This is a genomic window from Hymenobacter lutimineralis, from assembly GCF_008271285.1.
GTDB classification, from domain to species: Bacteria; Bacteroidota; Bacteroidia; order Cytophagales; family Hymenobacteraceae; genus Hymenobacter; species Hymenobacter lutimineralis.
This window is the reverse complement of the sequence record NZ_VTHL01000006.1, coordinates 50,266-71,213: the sequence shown is the minus strand read 5'-3', so window position 1 is coordinate 71,213 and position 20,948 is coordinate 50,266. Positions and strand designations below refer to the sequence as shown.

The window sequence follows — 20,948 nt, the reverse complement described above, 5'->3', positions numbered from 1 at the left end:
GTGGGAGTGGCTTAGTCTACGGGGTGGGCTGGGGTTCCCGGGAGCGGTGCAGGGAGGAATCCCGGATAACCAGCTCGGGCTTAAGCACTAGGTGCGGCGGGGCATAGGCGGGGCCGCGCTTGAGTAGTTGTAGAAACAAGCGCACAGCCGTTTCGCCCATCTGCTCGGCCCGCTGGTCTACTACCGTGAGGCGGGGCTGGGTCATAGTCGTAAATGGCTCGTTGCTGAAGCAGGCCAGGGCAATGTCCTGGGGCACCCGCAGGTTTTTTTCCCGCAACACTTCCAGGGCTCCTACCGAGGGAATGGCGTAGGCCGCAAAAATACCGTTGAGGTCAGGCTCCAGGGCCAGCAGGTGCTGCATTCCCAGGCGGCCGGCGTCGTGTGTGAGCGAGGGTAGCGCGTACACGGCGTGCTCGTGGAAAGGCAGACCGTGCGCCTCCAGGGCAGCCTGGTAGCCCAGAAAGCGGTTACGGCTGGTGTTCAGGTGCTGAGGGCCGGCCAAGTGCGCAATGCGCGTGCAGCCCTGCTCAATGAGGTGCTTGGTAGCTTGGTAAGCCCCTTGGTAATCGTCCAGAATCACGGCCATGCTGTTGGGTAGCTCCGGCATCCGGTCGAAAAAGACCAAGGGAGTGCCTTGCTGCCGGACCTGCTCGAAGTGCTGGGTTTCCTTGAACGTTGTGGCTGATACCGACATCAGAATACCCTCTACCTGGGCGGCTAGCAGGGCATCGATGTTCTGCTGCTCGCGGCGGAAGTCCTCATTCGACTGACACATCATGAGCGTGAAGCCCTCCTGGGTGGCTACTTTCTCGATGCCATTCATCACGGCCGGAAAAAAATAACCGTTGATGTGGGGCACAATCACGCCCAGCGTTTTGCTGTGGCCTTTGCGCAACGCCGCCGCCAGCTGGTTGGGGCGGTAGTTGAGCTCCTGGGCCACCTGCCGGATTTTTTCCTTGGTAGTTTCGCTGATATCCTTGTGGTTGGCCAAGCCGCGGGAAACCGTGGAGGTCGACAGGCCTAGCTGCTGAGCAATATCGCGAATAGAGGTTTTATGCTTGGAAGGAGGCATACGGCAGCGCTGAGGAAAAGAAAGGAAGTACCTGTTGACCCCAAATGAACGCAACAGATGGTTACCAACAAGCGCCGGTGCCCGATTATCTGTTGCCGGGGCTCCCTGAGGCTGCCTGCTCCTTGGCGTCAGCTACAGCTTTGCCCGGTGGCCAAAGCGTACCCGAGGAGTCCCTCGTAAAGACGATGCCGGCATCAAGTCAGCCGCAGTTGCTGCAGCCAGCTTCTTGGAAAAGTCTCCCGCATGGGTAAGAAACATGCTCCGGGAAGGGGCTCCGGGCCGGCTCGGATAAGGAAGCAGGGGCCCCGGCAGCCAACCAAAAAAGCCGCCCACCTACAATGCGTAGGTGGGCGGCTAAGCCAGCCAAGCACTACCGGGCCACTAACGGCGACGCAGCAGATATACGCTGCCGGCCACCGCTAGGCCCACACCCAGCGCCAGGCCAACCGGAAAATGGACGGGGGGTACGTATGTTACCCCGGTTTCATCGGCCTCAGCTGGGGTGTTCACGTAGCGCCCGTGACGGGGAACGGCCTGCTCAGCAAAATGCTCGGCCAGGTTGACCAGTGCCTGCCGGAGTTCCGAGCCACGCATAGGAATACCATGCCCGGTGGCTGCTACCGTCGGCTGCAAGGCGGCTAGTAGGCTAACGGAGCGGCTAGCCTGCGGCCAATCAGGGGTGAAATAGGCGGGTGGACCGTGTACTTCCTGCTTCTGGGCCAGGGTAGCCAAACCCGATTCGGCCCGTACGGTGACAAAGGCGTCGCCGGCAACCAGCACGCGCGAAGCTTCCTGGAAGAACGAGACGTGCCCGGGCGAGTGGCCGGGAGTGGCTAGCCACCGCCACCCGGGTAAGTGCGGACAACTCCCGTCCGCCGGCAGGGTATGTACCCGCGGGCCCAGATCAAGAGGCTGCTTGGGGTAAAGAAAGGACATGGCCGCCATCAGGCCACCGCCGACGGTGGGGTCGGGCGGCGGATAGGCCGATAAGCCCTTGAGGTAAGGTAGCTCCAGGGCGTGAGCATACACCGGCACCTCGGGCCATACCTGGAGCAGGTGCCCCAGGGCGCCCACGTGGTCGAAATGGCCATGCGTAAGCAAAATAGCGGTGGGCGGTACGTCTGCCCCGAAAAGTAGCGCCGCCTCGTGTACCAACTTAGGCCCCGAGCCGGGCAGGCCGGCATCAATCAGAACCCAGGAAGTGGGACTGGTGCGCACGTAGTACAAATTGACAAACACGTTGCGCAGCCCCCAGAGGCCATCCACGACCGGGAAAAGCGCGGGCGTATTAGCCCGGTTGGCAGAAGCAGTCATAGCAAGCTTGCTGAGATGAAAGACTGGACAGGCTTACTGCCCACCGGTAGTGCTGCCCGTGCTGCCGCTGGTGCTACCAGCCGGGGTGGTAGTTTCCACGCTGCCATTGTTGTTGCCCCCAGATGAGCTGCCGGAGGTCATGCCCGTTTCCATCGTGCCCCCCGAGGAACCCTGTTGATCTTCGAGGGTGCCACTGCCCGATTCCATGCCCATACCTGTAGAGTCGGACGCAGTGCCGGAGCTGCCGTTGATATCGGCGCTGCCGTTACCGCCAACGTCTGCCGTGCCAGGGTTGGAGGAATTGTTGGATTCGGTGTTGTTGCAGGCGCTAAAGGTGAGCATGGAGCTCAGGAGTGCGGTGGCCAGCAGGAACTTTCGGAACTTGGTCATCATAATCAAAAACGTGAGGTGAAGGCAAACCGGAGCGGCCGCCGTTATTCTACGTTGGCTATACGAGCGTTTCTGCCGATGATTAGCCGGAATTGCGTGGTGGTAAACTGGTATTTTCGGGGAGAAAAACGGAGGTGGTATCCGGGTTTTTCGCAAAACCAGTGCGGTGCGAGGGGGAAGGTTCTGCGTGGTTGTGCCCGGCAGTACGCTGTGGGAGCCAGAGCGGTCTGGCGGAGAAACGGGCTAACCTGCCACGCAGGCTGAAGGCGGAGTGCTACCGCTACGGGAAGTCCCCAACCTATGAGCAGTGAATAAACGTCTCTGGTACTCCCTCCTGACAGCACGGAGCCAGGAGCTGTTCTGGAACCAGGAAAACCCGTTTGCACGGACGCGTACGCCATGCTTACGTCCGAAAAAATCAGCATCCCGAAGAACTATGACTGAGTCTGGCGGCAGCGTAGAACTACCGGCTTGATAAACGATAGCTGAACAGTAAGGGTCTTTCGCGTTTGGTGGGAAAAACCCCGACAGTAACATCCGGGAAAGTCGGTAATTTAGCTGAAATGGGCATTTTTTGCTTGGGCAACAGCAACCCATTTCCCCTAGAGTTCCGTTCCTTTAGCTATCTACTTCATCCTCTTTTTTACGATACTCATGGCTCTTACGCAAGGAACTCAGCGTGGTGGTGCAGCCACCGCCGCCAGCGGCCGCAAAGGCACGCAGTCTACTGCTCCTGAAACCAAGAAAACCAGTCTCCGGGGCTTTGCCTCGATGGACCCCGAAATGCAGCGTCGTATTGCCAGCGAAGGCGGCCGGGCTTCTCACCTGAGCGGCCGCGGTCATCAGTGGACGTCGGAAGAGGCGCGGGCCGCCGGCCGCAAAGGCGGACAGGCCAGCCGCACGCAGACTAACGAGGAAAAAGGCAAGACCAGCACCAGCCGCAGCCGCTAAGCCCGGATTGCCCTCGGGCGGATCGGACAACCACGGAATTGCGAAGTAAAAAGCCCCGGAGAAGCACTCCGGGGCTTTTTGCTGGGCAGCCGGCGCGAAAAATGGCTCAAGGCTTAGGCATAAAGGCGAGGGGCCGTGGGCAGCGAGTACCGTTCGCCGCGAGCCAGCAGGTGCAGCTGCACCCCGCGCATGGTAAAGGGCGTGCCGGGCGCTACCTCGTGGATGTTGGTGGAGCTACAGTTGCGCGCGTCCATGACGACCACCAAGCCGCTGCTGAGTACTTCCAGTTCCCGGCCTTCCGTAACCAGCACGGCTGTGTCTTCTTCCAGCCCCAGGCCTATGCACGCTGGGTTGGTAGCGAGGATCTGGGCCATGCGCACTATGCGGCCCCGCGCAATGAAGTGCGTATCCACGGCCACGTCGTGCAGCAGCTCCAGGCCGGTGGTAATGTGGATTTCTCCCTTCAGAAACCCGGCATCGTCCCGGCCCTGGTAAATCATAGGCGTGCTCATAGCGGTGGCCCCGGCGCTGGTGCCGGCCACCACCAGCCCCTCGTGGGCGTAGCGGGCCTGGATGCGGCGCTGCAGGGCCGTGCCGCCCAGCAGGGTAGTCAGGCGCAGTTGGTCGCCGCCGGTGAAGAGGATGCCGCCGGCCTTATCGACCAGCGCCAGTGTGCTTTCCTCGTTGGCCTCCGTACGAGTTGCTATGTTCTGCACCACCACCTTAGGCCCACTGAGCTTCCGGAAAGCCTCTACGTAGTCCTGGCCGGATTCTTCGGGCAGGCCGGAGGCCGTGGGAATAACAAGCAGCGGCCCCCGGTTGCCAATCTCCTGGGCCAGGCGCTCCAAAATGGCTTCCGGCGCGAAGTTCACGTTCTGTGCCGATTCGGTCTGTTCATCGGCAGGCTTGCCCTTGTCTTCGTGGCCGCCGATAAGCAGCAGTTTGCCCGTGGGAAGAGGGCAGGTTTGCGCCGAAGGGTGTTGTTTTTTGGAAGGCATAGGCAGTACGAGTAAGGCTGAATTAAAGAAAAGCAAGGCCGGCAAAGCCCTGCCAGCTTGCTGCTACGGGCACATACGAGCCCGCCTGCGCTAAGGTGACGCCCCGCCGCACCAATACCCCGTCGCCCGCTACGCAACACCCCCGGCGTTGCCATCGGGCCGGCGTCGTCTGCGGCGTAGTGCAGCAAACCGTTGGCTACTACCCGGGAACAACTCCACCCTATGAGCACAAAAAAACGCCCCGGCTGGCTAAGCGGGGCGTTTTACGAACGAAGCAGAGTCGGGCTTACTGGTTATCGGTGGGCCGAAGCACAAAGTAAATGTCGTTGGGCTGGTGGCCGGTGCTGAGCTGCATGCCCTGCTGGCGGCAGCCCTGGGCAGTGCAGATCAGCGAAACCGGCCCGTTCGTGGGCAGCAGCAGGGCAAAGTCGCCCTTTTCATTGGTACGGGCGCAGGCCTCGCCTCCCTCCAGCCAGATGGTGGCCCCAGCCAGCGGCTGTCCATCAGCCCCCACTACGCTGCCCGTGAGGGTAATGGGCGTTTCGAAGTAGGCTGTGGCCGCGCGCCGGGGCTGGGCGGCCCGCCGGAACACGTTGCGCGCGAGTTGCCGGATGCCAACGGGCTTGCTAACGATGGGGGTGGTGCTGACAGCAACCGGGCTACTGTTAGCGGTGGCCGAAGTCAGAACCAGCAATACGAGGGCAAGGGTACTGGTGAGGGCGCGAAGGAGTTGCATGGTAGGGGCGTAGAAAAACGGGGCAAGTAGACAGTAGGGGGCTTACTGGGCGCTCATTTCCAGCGTCAGCAGGTCGGCGGCGGGCTGGCGGTCTTCCAGCAGGCGGAAGCTGTTGTACTGGCCGGCGGAGAGAATGCGCAGCATGGCCAAGTCGTAGCGGTGCAGGACCTGGGCAATGCTGGGCGTGGCCAGCAGCGTTTCGTCGTCGGCCAGCAGGGGCGAAACCTCCGACTGCTCGGTGGCCTGCTGCAGCGCCTGCAGTTTCGCCAGCGTGACCTTGTGCACGGCCAGGGCCTGCTTGTGCGAAAGGCGCAGTACGTCGGTGAAGTAGGCTGTTACCTCCTGCGAGCGGTTGGCTACCTGCTTGGCGTAGGCGGCGGGAGCTGTGCATTCCTTGTCCTGCAGGCCTTTGCTGTGCTCTTTGGCTGGGCCGGCCGCTAGTACCGAACCACTCAGGAGAGAGAAACCAAGCAGGAAAGTGAAGATCTTTTTCATGGCGGCAGGGAAGTTAAAAAGCAGTAGGAGAGGAGGATTAGCGGGAAGACGATGTAAACATACCCGCTGCCCGGAGCCCGGGGCCGGCTTTTTGTCTTAACCCTGCCGGGCGCTGTGTGAACGGTGGCTTTTTCTGTCTGAATGAAAAAGGGTAACTGGCTGCCGCATACTTTCGCTGCTAGTCGAGCTTATGGCGGGCTTCATCGAATGAGCTGGGCTATTCCCGCAGGGAAAAGTACCTTCGAAATCCAAGGCGGTGGCAGCCCGCCCGCGCCCGGTGCGTGGCTTGGCTACCACCGCAGCCTTGGGTCCTGCTCTCGCCCACACCTCATTGCATGCCTAGTCCCGCACCACTCACCTGCGTCATTGTCGACGACAACGAAATCAACCGCCTCACCCTGGAACACTTGGTGGAGCTTACGCCCACCCTCACGCTGGCAGCCTCGCTGCCGGGCAGCGTGGAGGCCCTGCAGTACTTCAGCCAAGGCAACCGTGCCGATCTGCTGCTGCTCGATATCGAAATGCCTCAGCTCTCGGGCCTGGAGCTGGTGCGCCTGTTGCCCAAGCCGCCGCCCGCCATTGTGGTTGTAACCAGCCACCGCGACTTTGCCGTGGATGCTTTTGAGCTGCAGGTGGCCGACTACCTGGTGAAGCCGATTGGTTTGGGGCGCTTCAGCCAGGCTATAGCCCGCGTGCTGGAGCAGCGGCAGCTGGCCGAGCAGGCTGCTGCCGCCCCCGAGGGTGGCCCCGTTGAGCCCCACGGGTCGGAGCTGTTTGTGAAAGTGGGCCCGCGCATGCTGCGCCTCAATTTTGAGGACGTGCTCTACATCGAAGCCCTGTCTACCTATTCGGTGCTCGTGACGAAAACGCAAAAACACATTGTTTACCTTACCCTGAAAGCCATTACCGAGCGGCTGCCGTTTGCGCACTTTGCCCGCGTGCACCGCAGCTACATCGTCAACACCCGCCAGATTGAGGCTATCGAAGACAATATGCTTAAGCTGGGGCCCTACGAAGTGCCCGTAGGCAAGTCCTACCAGGAAGCTTTTTTCAAGCAGCTGCGTGGGCTTTAAAATAGCCCGGTACTTACGCAGCCGGCAGCTCGCGGGGCAGTTCCTGCAGGGCCCGCTGGAGCTTGGCAACCAAGCGGGCAACCAGGCGGCTGGGCTCGGCCTGGAGGGCGGTTTCCGGCTGCTCCAGCTGGCTTACCACCTCAGCCACATCAGGAATGCCGAGGGCCTCGAGGTTGGGCTTGATGTGGTGTACCAACGAGGCTACCTGCTCCCAGTTGCCGGCTGTAGCAGCGGCTTCCAGCTGCGCGAGCGAGGCCGGAATGTTGGCCAGAAACGAGCGGATAATTTTGATTACGAACGCTTCGCGGCCGTGCGCCAGGGCCCGCAGCTTCTCCAGGTTATAGGCGGCGGGCGGAGCGGCCTTTTCTAATAGCTGCTTCAGCTGCTGATAAAGCTTTTCTTCCTCAAAGGGCTTGGTCAGACAGGCATTCATGCCTGCCGCCAGGTACTGTTCATTGTCCGCCCGGAATGCGTTGGCCGTGAGGGCCAGAATTGGAACGTTGGCCTTCGCCGCGTCGGGCAGCTGCCGGATAGCAGCCGTGGCCTCCAGACCGCTCATTCCCGGCATCTGAATATCCATCAGGACGATGTCGTAAGCCCGCTGGCGGTACAAGTCCAGGCCAATCAGGCCATTTTCAGCCTCGTCCACGTGCATACCCCATTCCTCCAGCAGCAGACGCGCTACTTCGCGGTTGATTTCGTTGTCTTCGAAAAGCAATGCCCGCCGGCCTCGCAGAATGCCGCTGTCGAAGGCTACCGGCGCAACCGGGGCGGGGGCAGCATGGGCGCGGGGTAAAGTAAGTGTAAAGGAAAAGGTGCTGCCCCGGCCTACTTCACTCTGCAGGCGCAGCTTGCCTCCATACTGCTCCACCAGGGCCCGCGAAATACTCAAACCCAGCCCGGTACCGCCAAAGCGGCGCGTGGTATCGGCATACGCTTGGGTGAAGCCCTCAAAAATGCGCTCCTGCTGGGCGGCATCAATGCCGATACCGGTATCTTCCACCGTTACTTCCACGGTGAGGGAGGTGTCGGTGCTGGCTACCTCGCGCGCAATAACGATGATGCGGCCGCCGGGCTCGGTGAACTTGATGGCGTTGCTGACCAGGTTGAGCAGGATCTGGTTGAGGCGGTACGGGTCGCCCAGCACCCAGGGGTAGGAGCAGGAGTTACGAAGGGGAGTACCGGCCACCACGAGGCCTTTTTCGGTGGCTTGGTGAATAAGCGGCTGCAGAGCCTGGGCAAAAGAGTCGCAGAGGTTGAAGGGCGTTTGCTCCATTTCCAGCTTGCCGGAGGTGATTTTGGCCATGTCCAGCACATCGTTGATGATGGTGAGCAAGTGCTGGCCCGAGCTGCGGATGATGCCCAGCCACTCCCGCTGGCGGCTGTCGAGCTGGGTTTTACTCAGCTGGGCGGCCATACCCAATACCCCGTTCATGGGCGTACGGATTTCGTGGCTCATGTTGGCCAGGAAATTCTCGCGGGCTTTCACGGCCGCTTCAGCTTCTTCTTTCGCCCGCAGCATGGCCTGCTCGGCCTGTACCCGCGCCGTGATGTTGACCAGGTAGATGTTGGCAAACCCGGATTCGGGCAGGGGCACGACAAAGGAAGCAAAGTGGCCCCGCGCTATGGCCAGGTCCATTTTCTGCTCGGTGCCCTCGGCCAGGGCCGCGGCCGCTATTTGCCGGGCCGCCGCCAGCAACTGCTGCTGCTCTTCGGGGCAGAGGGCCGCGTACAGACTATCGGCCGACTGATTGGTATAAATAAGCTCTCCGTGTAAATCTACCCGCAGAATAGGGTTGGGATTCTGGCCCGGAATACTGGCTATGGATTGCAGCTGCTGGTGCAGACGCTGGCGCTCCGTAACGTCGCGCAGGCAAACCAGCAGGTGCTCCGGGGCACCGGGTGCCTCCTGCATGGGCAGAAAGTCGCGCTCCAGCAACCGGCCATCTTTAAGTTCCACCAGCTCATTGTAGGCCGGCTGCCTGTCGACCAGAAGTTGGTGCAGGCGCTCCGCAAATGCCTCCGGATGCGCCACGGCCTTGCGGAAGCGCTGCTGGATAGCCCGCGAAGAATGGCCTACCCACTGGCTGGCCGGAAGGGGCATGCCCCAAAGCTGGCAGGCCTGGTCGTTGATGAGCAGGAGGGTACCGGCCTCATCCAGTAAAGCTACTCCTTCCTGTAGTTGGTTGATCAGCAGGTGCAGACGAGTCTGCGCCGTGGCCGTGGCCGCCGAGCTTTCAAGTAGTTGCTGCTCCAGTTCCCGGATGCGCTGTTGAGCCCCGTCCAGGGTAGCGGGCAAGGAGGGGGATGAAAAAACAGGAGCAGCCATAGAAAACAACGCAGAATGGGGAACTTCACTAAAAGTACAGGAACTAGCCAGTACTTGCCGCGCAGCTTAGCCAAACAGCAGCGTTTGCCGGGTGAATGGGGTGTTTTTACGGCCGTAAGCGGGCCACGCAGCCGGGCAAGCAAAACCCGTCGGGGCAGATAGCGGTAAGTACTTTCAAGCTCAGCCAGAAATACGGGCCTATTTCCGCCCCGCCCGCCCGCTTCTCCAGCCCAGGATATGACGCCACAATTCCTTTTTGCTACCGGTATCGAAAACAGTAACCCTACCATTGCGGGAGGCACCGTGCGGGTAGATGAGCTGGCCAAGTGCCGGCACTATGAGTTCTGGCAAAAGGATTTCGACCTGGTGCAGGAGCTGGGCATTTCCTTTCTGCGCTACGGACCCCCCATTCATACCACTTGGCTGGGCCCCGGGCGCTACGACTGGACGTTTGCCGATGCCACCTTCGGCGACCTGCGCCGCCGCAACATTGCCCCCATCGTAGACCTCTGCCACTTCGGCGTGCCCGACTGGGTGGGTAACTTTCAGAATCCTGATTTTCCGGCGTTGTTTGCGCAATATGCCCGCGCCTTCGCCCTGCGCTTTCCCTGGGTGCAGCTCTACACGCCCGTCAACGAAATGTACATCTGCGCCGAGTTTTCGGCCCTGTATGGGTGGTGGAACGAGCAGCTGCAGTCAGACCGCGGGTTCGTGACGGCCCTTAAGTACATTGTGAAAGCCAACGTGCTGGCCATGCAGGCCATAGCAGAGGTGCGGCCCGATGCGCTGTTTATCCAGAGCGAGTCGTCGGAGTACTTTCACGCCGAAAACCCGGCCGCCATCCGCCCGGCAGAGCTGCTGAACGCCAAGCGTTTTCTGTCGCTGGACCTGAACTATGGTCGCCGCGTAGACTCGGAAATGTACGAGTACCTGCTCGATAATGGCATGACCCGGGACGAATACCATTTCTTTCTGGGCAACCACCTCCGGCACCAGTGCATTATGGGCAACGACTACTACCGCACCAATGAGCACCGGGTGCGGGCCGATGGCAGCACTACTGCCTCAGGGGAAATATTTGGCTACCACGTCATCACCAAGCAATACCACGACCGGTACCGCCTGCCCGTGATGCACACCGAAACCAACCTCTGGCAGGGGCCCTGCGGCGACGAAGCCGTGAACTGGCTCTGGAAGGAGTGGGCCAATGTGCTGCGGGTGCGCAACGACGGCGTACCCATCGTAGGCTTCACCTGGTATTCCCTCACCGATCAGGTTGACTGGGACACGGCCCTGCGCGAAAACAACGGCACCGTAAATCCGCTCGGTCTCTATGACCTGAACCGCAACATCCGGCCGGTGGGTGTGGCCTACAAGCAGCTTATCCACGACTGGCGCCAGGTGCTGCCGGCCCAGAGTGTGTGCCTGCAGGTACCTATTGTGCTGCCCCTGGAAAGCAACCAGCCCTGGGCCCGGCAAAAGCAGGACCAGGCCGAGCAAACCCGCCAGGACACCACCACCGCTTCCGCCAACACCACGGCAGTGTAAGCCCCTTACGCAATAAGCCCCGCGGTTAGGGCGCTATCCAATTCCCTTCACTGATTTTTTGTTATGCGCTTCGAGAACAAAGTAGTACTGATTACCGGTGCCACGGGCGGCATTGGGCTAGCCACCGCCAAACGTTTTGCCCGCGAGGGTGCCCGCGTGGTACTCGTGGGCCATCACCAGGAAGCTCTGGACGAAGCCGCCCCCGAAATACTGGCCGCCGGTGCCCCCGAAGTGTGGGGTAGCTGCTGCGACGTGGCCGTGGAGGCTCAGGTTCAGGCTACCGTGGCGGGCACGCTGGAACGGTTTGGCCGCCTCGACGCCATCGTGAATAATGCCGGGCTGATGGAGTTCAAGCCCCTCCAGGAACTTACGGGCGAAGACTGGTTGCGCGTTCTGGGTGTAGATCTGCTCGGGGCATTTTACTTTATCAAGCAGGGGTTTCTGCACCTGAAGCCCGGCAGCAGCATCGTCAACGTTTCCAGCATTCACGCGGTGGAAACGAGTCCGCTGGTAGCACCCTATGCCGCTGCCAAAGCGGCCGTAAACTCCCTGACCCGCTCGGCGGCCCTGGAAGGTAAGCCCAAAGGAATTCGGGTAAATGCCGTGCTGCCCGGAGCTATTGACACGCCTATGCTCTGGGAAAACCCCAACGTGAAAAGCGGCGCCGAAACCATAGACCCGGCCTACGTAGGGCAGCCCGAAGATGTAGCCTCCCTTATCGCCTACCTAGCCTCCGACGACGCAGCTTTCGTGCAGGGCGCCGAAATCCGGGTAGATGGCGGCCGCCTGGACCTGCTCTGAGCCAGTAGCCACCGCGTGGAGGAAAGCTGGTTCGTCGTTGGAGGTGGGCCAAACGGAAGCCGGCCGACTCGGGAGCTCCGAATCGGCCGGCTACACTGTTTTCGTTTGCCAGCAGCAGCCTTGCGGCGCGCAGCTCCCGAAAAAAACCAGATGGGGTGGGGTTACACCTGGCTAAACAGGACGTGGGAATTGATCATCGGGAAACCGGGGGGATTTGCTTCCCGATGACAATGCAATAGTACAACAATCGTTTGAAATTACAGTAAGTATTGCCTCACTTTTTTCTGTGAGTAATCACTCACCTTGATGTTGTTATTATATAATCAATTGATTTCATGAAGTTTATGATAATGTATATAATTTTGTCTTTAGTGTTTTTGATGTGAATCGGAACCTGCAAACGGTTGCGGAATCCTGAGTCGTTGTTTAACGAATAGGTCATCAAGCGCCAGCAATTCCCGACAACCAAGTACTTTCGAAGCAAAGCAGAAAGTCAGTTGGTGGTGTGCTGTTCAAGCGCCACCGCCAGCAAACCTAGGAGTATATATGATTTACGCATTTAACGGCTACATTCCGGTCGTCCACGAAACGGCTTTCGTGCACCCCCAGGCTACGGTTACCGGCAACGTTATCATCGGGCGCCAGGTGTACATTGGCCCGGGAGCGGCCATTCGCGGCGACTGGGGCCAGATTATCATTGAGGACAACTGCAATGTGCAGGAGAACTGCACCCTGCACATGTTCCCGGGAACCACGGTGCGGCTGCGCGAAATGGCCCACATAGGCCACGGAGCTATTATCCACGGGGCAACCATCGGCCGCAACGCACTCATTGGGATGAATGCCGTGGTGATGGACCGCGTGGAAATAGGGGACGAAAGCATTGTGGGGGCGCTGAGCTTTATCCGCGCCGATGAGGTAATTCCGCCCCGCAGCCTGGTAGTCGGCAACCCGCACAAGATCATCCGGCAGGTGAGCGACGACATGCTGGCTTGGAAAACCGAGGGCACCCAGATCTACATGCGGCTGCCTGGGGAGTGCCACGCCACCTTGCAGCCCTGTGAGCCCCTGCGCGAACTGCCCGCCGACCGGCCCGCGCAGGCTGCCGGCTATGCCACCTGGGCCGAAAGCAAAAACCAAGCAGCGGCTGAATAACTTTGCCATGGGCTATCCGGCTGCCGGTGCCCGCCAACTTCCCACCCATACTTCCCATTCCCCGGAATGATTCCCACCCTCGAAAATTACGCTTTAGGCCGCTGGATGGCGGGCACTGGCGAACAGCAGGAACTGCTTGATGCCTCCACCGGCGAAGTCATTGCCATTGCCAATGGTGAAGGCCTCGACTATGAGGCCATGTTTGATTATGCCCGCCGGACCGGCAACCGGGCCCTGCGGAAGATGACCTTCCACGAGCGCGGCCGCATGCTGAAGGCCCTGGCACTGCATCTGGACAGCAAAAAGGAAGAGTTCTATACCCTGAGCTACCGCAGCGGAGCCACCCGCGCCGACTCCTGGATTGATATCGAAGGCGGCATCGGTAACCTGTTTGCCAACGCCTCCCTGCGCCGCAAGTTCCCCGATAAACCGTTCTACGTGGAGTCGGACCCCATTGCCTTGTCGAAGGCCGGCAACTTTATGGGACACCACATCATGGTACCCAAGGAAGGAGTGGCCATTCACATCAACGCCTACAACTTCCCTATCTGGGGGATGTTGGAGAAAATAGCAGTGAATCTGCTGGCCGGCATGCCCGCCATTGTGAAGCCCGCTGTGCCCACGGCTTACCTCACTGAGGCTGTGGTGCGCGAGATTATTGCCTCTAAAATTCTTCCGGAAGGGGCGCTGCAGCTGGTATGCGGCTCCGGGCAGGGCATCCTCGACCACGTCACGTACCAGGATGTAGTCACGTTCACCGGCTCGGCCGAAACGGGGCGCAAGCTGAAGGGCCACCCCCGGATCCTGGCCGAGGCTGTGCCGTTCAATATGGAAGCGGATTCGCTGAACTCCGCCGTGCTGGGCCCCGATGCAGTGCCTGGCACCGTGGAGTTTGACTTGTTTATCAAGGAAGTGCGCAAGGAAATGACGGCCAAAGCCGGGCAGAAATGCACTGCTATTCGCCGCATCATCGTGCCGGAAAACCTGGTGGAAGATGTGCAGATTGCTCTGGGTAAGGCCTTGGCGCAAACCACCGTGGGGCACCCGCAGGCCGAGGGTGTGCGAATGGGCGCGCTGGCCGGTCGGGCACAGGTACAAAAGCTGCGCGAGCAGGTGCGGCACCTAGCCAAGAACACGCCCATCGTGTACGGCGACCTGGACAACGTAGCCGTGATTGGCGGAGACTGCAAAGTGGGCGCTTTCGTGTCGCCTATTGTCCTAATGAATCCCGAGCCTTTCCGCTTTACTGATACCCACGAAATAGAAGCATTCGGGCCGGTAGCCACAATTATGCCCTATAAGGATGTGGATGAGGCCATTGCCTTGTCGAACCTGGGCAAAGGCTCCTTGGTGTGCTCAGTGGCTACCAACAACCCGCGCACGGCCCAGGACTTTGTACTGGGTGCCGCCACGCACCACGGCCGTATTCTGGTACTCAACGGCGAAGTAGCCAAGGAGAGCACCGGGCACGGCTCCCCGCTGCCCTTACTGATTCACGGCGGACCGGGCCGGGCCGGCGGCGGACAGGAAATGGGTGGCCTGCGCGGGGTTGAGCACTTTATGCAGCGCGTAGCCATTCAGGGTTCCCCCAGCATGATTACGGCCATTACGGAGGTGTACCAGCCCAAAGCCCGCCAGATTGAGCGCGACAAGCACCCGTTCCAGCATTATTTTGAGGAGCTGGAGATTGGGCAGACGTACGTGACGCATAAGCACACCGTCACGGAAGCCGACATCAGCAACTTTGCCAACGTCTCGGGCGACAACTTCTACGCCCACGTGGATGCTACTTCGCTGGAAGGCACGCTCTTTACCGGGCGCGTGGCCCACGGCTACTACATTCTGAGTAAGGCGGCCGGCATGTTTGTGGACCCCCGCAAAGGTCCGGTGCTGCTCAACTACGGGCTGGACGAGTGCCGCTTTACCAAACCCGTGTATCCCGGCACCACCATTGGCGTGAAGCTAACGGTGAAGGAAAAAATAGGCCAGGAAAAGCGCGACGCCGACGACGTAGCCAAGGGCATTGTGCGCTGGCTGGTGGAAGTAACCGACCAGGAAAACGAAACCGTAGCCGTAGCCACCATCCTGACGATGGTTAAAAAACAGGACCAGTCGTAACCCTGGGGCAGAAGCCGTGGTTTGGGGTAGAAGCACACCTTACTTTTTTGCGTTGATGAAGATACTGCTGGTAGAAGATGAGCCCAAAGTGGCGGCCTTCCTGGAAAAGGGACTGAGTGAGCAAACCCACGCCGTGGACGTCGCTTATGACGGCCTGCAGGGCCTGCAGCAGGCTCTGGCCACCAGCTACGACCTGATTGTGCTGGACCAGATGCTGCCGGGCCTCAACGGCCTCGATGTGTGCCGCCGGATTCGGGCGCAGAACACCTCAGTGCCTATTCTCATGCTCACGGCCCTGGGCGAAACCGACGACAAAATCCGGGGCCTCGATGCCGGCGCCGATGATTACCTGGTAAAGCCTTTTGCTTTTCAGGAATTGCTGGCCCGGATGCGCGCCCTCACGCGGCGGCGCCAGGAAAACCCGGCCGGCGAAGCCCCCCTGCGCCTGGCCGACCTGAGCCTCGACCCCGTGCGCAAGCAGGTGACGCGGGCGGGCCAGCCTATTCAGCTTACGGCCCGGGAGTTTGCCCTCCTGCACTTTCTGCTGCGCAACCAGGGCCGGGTAGTGTCGCGGGTGGATATCCTGGAGCAGGTGTGGGAAACCTCCTTCGACACGGGTTCCAACGTCATCGACGTGTACATCAACTTTCTGCGCAAAAAAATCGACAAGGACTTCACTCCCAAGCTGATTCATACCCTGGTGGGCATGGGCTACGTGATGAAAGAAGACTGATTAGTTGTATGAATGGCTGAGTGGTTGACTTGCTGAAGGGTACATAGTCGTTGGCCGAAACCTGCGAGTCAACCATCCAGCCATCCATTTCCTCATGCTTGAAAGCCACGTACTCTCATGACGATACGGATGCGGCTGGCGCTGCAGTTTGGAATAATCCTGGCCGTGACGCTGATGCTGTTTTCGGCGGTGGTGTACTATTTCAGCTACCGTACCGGGCGTGCGGCCTTCACCAACAGCCTGTTTGCGCGGGCCCTGGTAGTGGGCCACGTGTATGCCGACGGTGCCAACCGCACCGACGAAGCCAGCCGGGTCTCGTACCGACGCTACCTGCGCCAGTTTTACCGCACCCTGCCCGAGGAAGAAGTGCGCGTCTACGATGAAAACTTCCGGTTGGTATTTCGCGAGGGGGCTTCACCCCGGGGAGTGGTTCCGCCGGCGCGCCTGCGGTCCGTACAGCAGTCGGGGCAGGAAGTGTGGCTGGAGCCCAACTACTACCAGATGGTAGGCCGGCGCTACCACGACCGGCAGCGGCAGCGTACGTTCATCATCATTGCCTCTTCGGTTGATACTGACCATGCCGAGCAACTCCAAAGTCTGCGCGTAATTCTGGCCGGGGGGTTGTTGGTAGCGCTGGTGCTGGTAGGCATTGGCGGCTGGTTTTTCGCGGGACAGGCATTGCGGCCCATGCAGCGCATGGTGCAGGAAGTAGATGGTATTACCGGGTCCGATCTGCACCGCCGGCTCACGCAGGACAAGGAAGGGCAGGACGAGGTGTCGCACCTGGCGCAACGCTTCAACCGCTTGCTCGACCGGCTGGAAACGGCGTTTGTGGGCCAGCGCACGTTTGTGCGGGATGCTTCGCACGAGCTGCGCACCCCGCTCACCTCGCTTATCGGGGAGCTGGAAGTGGCTCTGCTGCAGGAGCGCCCGGCCGCCGAATACCGCCGCGTGCTGCAAAGCACCCTGGATGCCGCCCGCCTGCTCAAGGACCTAACCAACGGCCTGCTGCAAATAGCCCGCGCCTCCAACGACCCTTCCCAGATAGCCCGCACCACCGTGCGCCTTGATGAGCTGCTGCTGCAGGCCCACGAAGAAATGCAGCGCCGCCACCCCACCAGCCGCATCGACCTGGAGTTCCCCGAATCTGCAGGCCCGGCTACTGCGCCTTATCTGGTGTGGGGTAACGAGGCCTTGTTGCTTTCAGCCATGCTCAACGTGCTGGAAAATGCCTGTAAGTTTTCGGGCGAGGCCGGTCACCCGGTGGTAGCCAGCCTAAGCACGCAAGCCGGCCGGGTAAGCCTGCAGGTGCACGACCAAGGCGTGGGTATGAGCGAAGCCGACCGGCAGCAGGTATTCGTGCCATTTTTTCGGGCCGAGTCGGTCCGCACGGTGCCTGGGCACGGCATTGGGTTACCGCTCACAGCCAAGATTATGGACCTGCACGGCGGCGCCATTCAGGTGCAGAGCGAGTTGGGAAAAGGTACCCGGGTTCGGCTGGAGCTGCCACTAGCCTAGAAAGCAGCGTCATTTAATGCATTTTTAATTCTCTTTTAACTACGACTTAACGCCGGAGCGGTACCCTTGTATTTATTCCTGTCAGAAAATCCACGTTTGGGTTTCCCTTCTGCTACTTATACATGGTTTCCTCCACTATCTCGCCCGCCCCGCCCACGGCAGCCTCGCCGATGGCGAGTCCGCCCCGTTCCCCGTTTAGCTCAATCTCCAGCGATGCTCCGGCTGGGTTGGTGGTCTTCCTGGTAGCACTGCCCCTGTGTTTGGGTATTGCCCTGGCCTCGGGAGCACCGCTGCTTTCGGGCATCATTGCCGGCATGGTGGGTGGGCTGGTTGTGGCCTGGATTAGTGGTTCGCAGCTAAGCGTGAGCGGCCCGGCCGCGGGCCTTACCGCCATCATCGTCACGGCTATCCAAACGCTGGGCTCCTTTGAGGCGCTGTTGGCTTCCGTGGTTGTAGCCGGCTGCATTCAGATCTTGCTGGGCGTGCTACGGGCCGGGTTTATTGCGCTATACTTCCCCTCGTCCGTTATCCGGGGCATGCTGGCTGCCATTGGCCTCATTCTGATTCTCAAGCAGATACCCCACTTTCTTGGGGCCGACGCCGACTATTTCGAGGACATGACGTTCCTGCAGTTTGATGGCCAGAACACCTTCTCTGCCATTCAACACGCACTGCAGGCCATCAGCCCCGGCTCGGCCCTGATTGGGGTAATTTCGCTTAGCCTGCTGCTTCTTTGGGACAACGTACTGGCCAAAAAAGTAAAGGCCCTGCGGCTGGTGCCGGCGGCGCTGGTGGTGGTGGTGCTGTCCATTGGCCTGAATGCCCTGTTCGACTCCGCCGCCCCAACCCTGCGCATCCGGCCGGAGCACCTGGTGCAGCTGCCCATCATCAACTCCTTCACCGATTTCCTGGCTACCTTCACCATGCCCGATTGGTCGGCTTTTTCGCGACCGGTGGTGTATCAGGTGGCTTTTACTATTGCCATTGTGGCCTCGCTGGAGAGCTTGCTCAGCGTAGAAGCCGTCGATAAACTCGACCCGCACAAACGGGTGACCCCGCCCAACCGTGAGCTAATTGCCCAAGGCATCGGCAACACGGTGAGCGGCTTGTTAGGCGGCCTGCCCCTCACGGCCGTTATCGTACGCAGCTCAGCCAACATCAATGCCGGAGGCCAGACGCGCATGTCATCATTTCTGCATGGCTTGCTGCTGCTGGTGAGCCTGCTGTTTTTGGGTTCCGTACTCAACTACATTCCCCTGGCCGCGCTGGCGGCCGTCCTGCTGGTGGTGGGCTTCCGGCTCACCCGTCCGGCGCTGTACCGCGCGCAGTTTAAGCTGGGCTGGCAGCAGTTTCTCCCGTTTGTGGTTACGGTGCTGGCTATTCTGTTTACTGACCTGCTCAAAGGTGTAACCGTGGGGCTGGTCGTGGGTATTTTCTTTGTATTGAAGGCCAACTACGAGCAGGCGTTCTTTCTGCGCGGGGCGGGCGCTGCACCGCACGCGGCCGACACTATTTACCTGAAACTGGCTGAGCAGGTGTCTTTTCTGAACAAAGCCAGCATTGTGAAGGTATTGCTGGAGCTGCCCGAAAACTCCCACGTGGTTATCGACGGCTCATCTTCCGCCTCCATCGATTATGACGTGTTGGAAGCAATTGAGAACTTTCGCACTTCTGCGCCCGACCGGGGCATCCGTCTGGAGCTGATAGCCGTACCTCAGGTGGGCGTCATGGGCCACTAGTGCATGGCTCCAGCACAGCCCCGCGCTTCTCACTATCATTTCTTTTCTTCCCAAATGAAAGGCATCGAATCCATCCTGGACAATAACCGCAAGTGGGTAAAAACCATGCGCGCCTCCGATCCGGACTTTTTTAACCGCCTGGCTAACGGCCAGAAACCCCGCTACCTGTTCATTGGCTGCTCCGACTCCCGCGTGCCCGGCAGCGCCATCACCGGCACCGGCCCGGGCGAGATGTTCACCCACCGCAACATCGCCAACATGGTAGTCAACACCGATTTTAACCTGCTTTCGGTTCTGCAGTACGCAGTTGAAGTACTGGGCGTGCAGGATATTATGGTGGTGGGGCACTACGGCTGCGGTGGTGTGGCCGCGGCGGCCAGCAACAAGCAATACGGCCTGATCGACAACTGGCTGACGAACATCCGCGACGTTATCCGGGTGCACGAGACCGAGTTGCTGCGTATTTCCGATGAAGATGCCCGGCTGCGCCGCTTGGTAGAGCTGAACGTAGTCGAGCAAGTACGAAACCTGGCTAAAACCAGCATCATTCAGAACGCCCGCAAGCGAAAAAACCCGCCCCGTCTGCACGGCTTGGTTTACGATATCAAAGAAGGCCTGCTGAAAGACCTACAGGTAGAGGACGACCTGATCCAGGAGCTCGAGCATATTTACGGCACTAAAACCGATGCCGAGCACGCCCAGGACGAGCATGAGCAGTACGCTGAGCGGGTGTTGGAAGAGCAGGTGGATAAGCGGCTGACCGACGAAATAGCGGCGGCTATCAAGCCGGCCAACCAGAAAGTGAAAGTCGAGAAATAGGAGAAGGAGAGCTCCGAAAAAGCCCTGGCTGATTTTCTACCTGCAACACAGGAAAGAAATCGGCCAGGGCTTTTTGCTGCAGTTCTGTGTAGCGTCCCCCAAAGACATCCACCCTTGGCTGCCCGCACTCCTAATATCAGGCTTTAGCAGGCCTACTGCCGAAAAAGGGGGGCAGTAAAGCAGTAAAGAGGAAGACACAAAGAAGGCTTGGCAAGGCCAACTAACTTAAACTAGCAAGAAGCCGTAGCTTCGCCCACCCGGCTATGTCCGGAGTAGTGGAGCTTCTCTCTTTGTCTATGGCACTTCCAATTTATCAGGTCGACGCGTTTACGTCCACCATGTTTGCCGGCAATCCGGCCGCTGTTTGCCCCTTGCCCGCCTGGCTGCCTGCCGATACCATGCGCGCCATTGCCGCCGAGAATAACCTGGCCGAAACAGCTTTCTTCGTGGCCCGGGGTGGGCAGGAGTTCGATATCCGGTGGTTTACGCCGGCCGTGGAAGTAGAGCTCTGCGGCCACGCTACTTTGGCCTCAGCCCACGTGCTTTACCAGCACCTAGGGTTTGAGGGCACCGAAATTGTGTTTCACAGCCAGAGTGGCCCCTTGCGCGTGAGCAAGGCCGAGGGCGGCCGCCTGACCCTAGACTTTCCGGCGCGCCCCCCGCACCCGCTGGCTACCCCCCCCGACGGCCTGCTGGATGGCTTAAGGGCTACTCCGCTTCAACTCCTGGCGGGTCCCGACCTGGTGTGCGTATTCAGCACCGAGGCGGAGGTGCGGGCCTTGCAACCCGACATGGCCCACTTGGTAAAGGTAGAGTACCGCGCCGTCATTGCCACGGCCCCGGGCTCAGATGGAGTGGACTTTGTGTCCCGCTTTTTTGGCCCCCGCGTGGGCGTGCCCGAAGACCCCGTGACGGGTTCGGCGCATACCACGCTGGTGCCCTACTGGGCCGCCCGCCTCGGCAAAGCCCACCTGCACGCCCGCCAGGTTTCGGCCCGCAGCGGTGACCTGTGGTGCGAGCTGCGCGGGGACCGGGTGCTGATGAGCGGCCACGCCGTCACGTATCTGCGTGGGGAAATAGAAGTTAGCGCTTAGTAGATTGATGCCTTGGTTCTAGGCCGAATAGCTGTATAATGTAAATGCAATTCTCAGTTTCTGCC

The 20,948-nt window shown here is 60.1% G+C and carries 18 protein-coding genes; 11 read left to right on the top strand and 7 right to left on the bottom strand.

All coding sequences use genetic code 11. The annotated features are described in order from the left end of the window. Positions 1-16 precede the first annotated feature (16 nt). The 3 genes from FY528_RS07800 to FY528_RS07790 form a co-directional block, all read right to left on the bottom strand. The gene (locus FY528_RS07800; protein WP_149070434.1) at positions 17-1,072 is read right to left on the bottom strand and encodes a LacI family DNA-binding transcriptional regulator; all 1,056 of its coding nucleotides are present in this window, start codon (positions 1,070-1,072) and stop codon (positions 17-19) included. 381 nt (positions 1,073-1,453) lie between these two features. Beyond that, positions 1,454-2,386, bottom strand: coding sequence for an MBL fold metallo-hydrolase (locus FY528_RS07795; protein ID WP_149070433.1), 933 nt, complete (start codon positions 2,384-2,386; stop codon positions 1,454-1,456). A 33-nt stretch (positions 2,387-2,419) separates the two neighbouring features. After that, positions 2,420-2,779, bottom strand: coding sequence for a hypothetical protein (locus FY528_RS07790; protein WP_222931794.1), 360 nt, complete (start codon positions 2,777-2,779; stop codon positions 2,420-2,422). A 651-nt stretch (positions 2,780-3,430) separates the two neighbouring features. On the opposite strand from FY528_RS07790, the gene FY528_RS07785 reads away from it, so the two are divergent. Further along, a complete protein-coding gene (locus tag FY528_RS07785; protein WP_149070431.1) occupies positions 3,431-3,727 on the top strand; it encodes a KGG domain-containing protein in 297 nt (98 codons plus the stop codon). A 113-nt stretch (positions 3,728-3,840) separates the two neighbouring features. On the opposite strand, the gene FY528_RS07780 is transcribed toward FY528_RS07785, so the two are convergent. The 3 genes from FY528_RS07780 to FY528_RS07770 form a co-directional block, all read right to left on the bottom strand. Then, entirely contained in the window at positions 3,841-4,725 is an 885-nt protein-coding gene (locus FY528_RS07780) for a cyanophycinase (protein ID WP_149070430.1), read from the bottom strand. 286 nt (positions 4,726-5,011) lie between these two features. Then, on the bottom strand, positions 5,012-5,461 hold the full coding sequence (locus tag FY528_RS07775) for a carboxypeptidase regulatory-like domain-containing protein (protein ID WP_149070429.1): 450 nt from the start codon (positions 5,459-5,461) through the stop codon (positions 5,012-5,014). 42 nt (positions 5,462-5,503) lie between these two features. After that, positions 5,504-5,956 carry a hypothetical protein gene (locus FY528_RS07770; protein ID WP_149070428.1) on the bottom strand — a complete coding sequence of 151 codons (453 nt, stop codon included), beginning with the start codon at positions 5,954-5,956 and terminating at the stop codon, positions 5,504-5,506. A gap of 335 nt (positions 5,957-6,291) precedes the next feature. Between FY528_RS07770 and FY528_RS07765 the strand changes: the two genes are divergently transcribed. Continuing rightward, complete coding sequence (locus tag FY528_RS07765; protein ID WP_149070427.1) at positions 6,292-7,029, top strand: LytR/AlgR family response regulator transcription factor; 738 nt, start codon at positions 6,292-6,294, stop codon at positions 7,027-7,029. Between the two features lie 13 nt (positions 7,030-7,042). Here the strand turns inward: FY528_RS07765 and FY528_RS07760 are convergent, their stop codons facing one another. Then, positions 7,043-9,358: a hybrid sensor histidine kinase/response regulator gene (locus FY528_RS07760; RefSeq protein ID WP_149070426.1), complete on the bottom strand. Its 2,316-nt coding sequence runs from the start codon at positions 9,356-9,358 to the stop codon at positions 7,043-7,045. A gap of 237 nt (positions 9,359-9,595) precedes the next feature. Here FY528_RS07760 and FY528_RS07755 point away from each other — a divergent pair, with 237 nt between their 5' ends. The 9 genes from FY528_RS07755 to FY528_RS07715 all read left to right on the top strand — a co-directional run bounded on the left by FY528_RS07755 (position 9,596) and on the right by FY528_RS07715 (position 20,883). Continuing rightward, on the top strand, positions 9,596-10,906 hold the full coding sequence (locus FY528_RS07755) for a family 1 glycosylhydrolase (RefSeq protein WP_149070425.1): 1,311 nt from the start codon (positions 9,596-9,598) through the stop codon (positions 10,904-10,906). A gap of 63 nt (positions 10,907-10,969) precedes the next feature. Then, the gene (locus tag FY528_RS07750) at positions 10,970-11,707 is read left to right on the top strand and encodes an SDR family NAD(P)-dependent oxidoreductase (protein WP_149070424.1); all 738 of its coding nucleotides are present in this window, start codon (positions 10,970-10,972) and stop codon (positions 11,705-11,707) included. Between the two features lie 546 nt (positions 11,708-12,253). Next, positions 12,254-12,862, top strand: coding sequence for an acyltransferase (locus FY528_RS07745; RefSeq protein ID WP_149070423.1), 609 nt, complete (start codon positions 12,254-12,256; stop codon positions 12,860-12,862). 66 nt (positions 12,863-12,928) lie between these two features. Beyond that, positions 12,929-14,980: a phenylacetic acid degradation bifunctional protein PaaZ gene (paaZ, locus tag FY528_RS07740; RefSeq protein WP_149070422.1), complete on the top strand. Its 2,052-nt coding sequence runs from the start codon at positions 12,929-12,931 to the stop codon at positions 14,978-14,980. Between the two features lie 55 nt (positions 14,981-15,035). Next, the gene (locus FY528_RS07735) at positions 15,036-15,713 is read left to right on the top strand and encodes a response regulator transcription factor (protein WP_149070421.1); all 678 of its coding nucleotides are present in this window, start codon (positions 15,036-15,038) and stop codon (positions 15,711-15,713) included. Between the two features lie 117 nt (positions 15,714-15,830). After that, a complete protein-coding gene (locus FY528_RS07730) occupies positions 15,831-17,231 on the top strand; it encodes a sensor histidine kinase (RefSeq protein WP_149070420.1) in 1,401 nt (466 codons plus the stop codon). Between the two features lie 122 nt (positions 17,232-17,353). Then, positions 17,354-18,970 carry a SulP family inorganic anion transporter gene (locus FY528_RS07725; protein ID WP_308418672.1) on the top strand — a complete coding sequence of 539 codons (1,617 nt, stop codon included), beginning with the start codon at positions 17,354-17,356 and terminating at the stop codon, positions 18,968-18,970. 54 nt (positions 18,971-19,024) lie between these two features. Further along, positions 19,025-19,789, top strand: coding sequence for a carbonic anhydrase (locus tag FY528_RS07720; RefSeq protein ID WP_187632046.1), 765 nt, complete (start codon positions 19,025-19,027; stop codon positions 19,787-19,789). 296 nt (positions 19,790-20,085) lie between these two features. Continuing rightward, positions 20,086-20,883, top strand: coding sequence for a PhzF family phenazine biosynthesis protein (locus tag FY528_RS07715; RefSeq protein ID WP_149070419.1), 798 nt, complete (start codon positions 20,086-20,088; stop codon positions 20,881-20,883). The last annotated feature ends 65 nt before the right edge of the window (positions 20,884-20,948 follow it).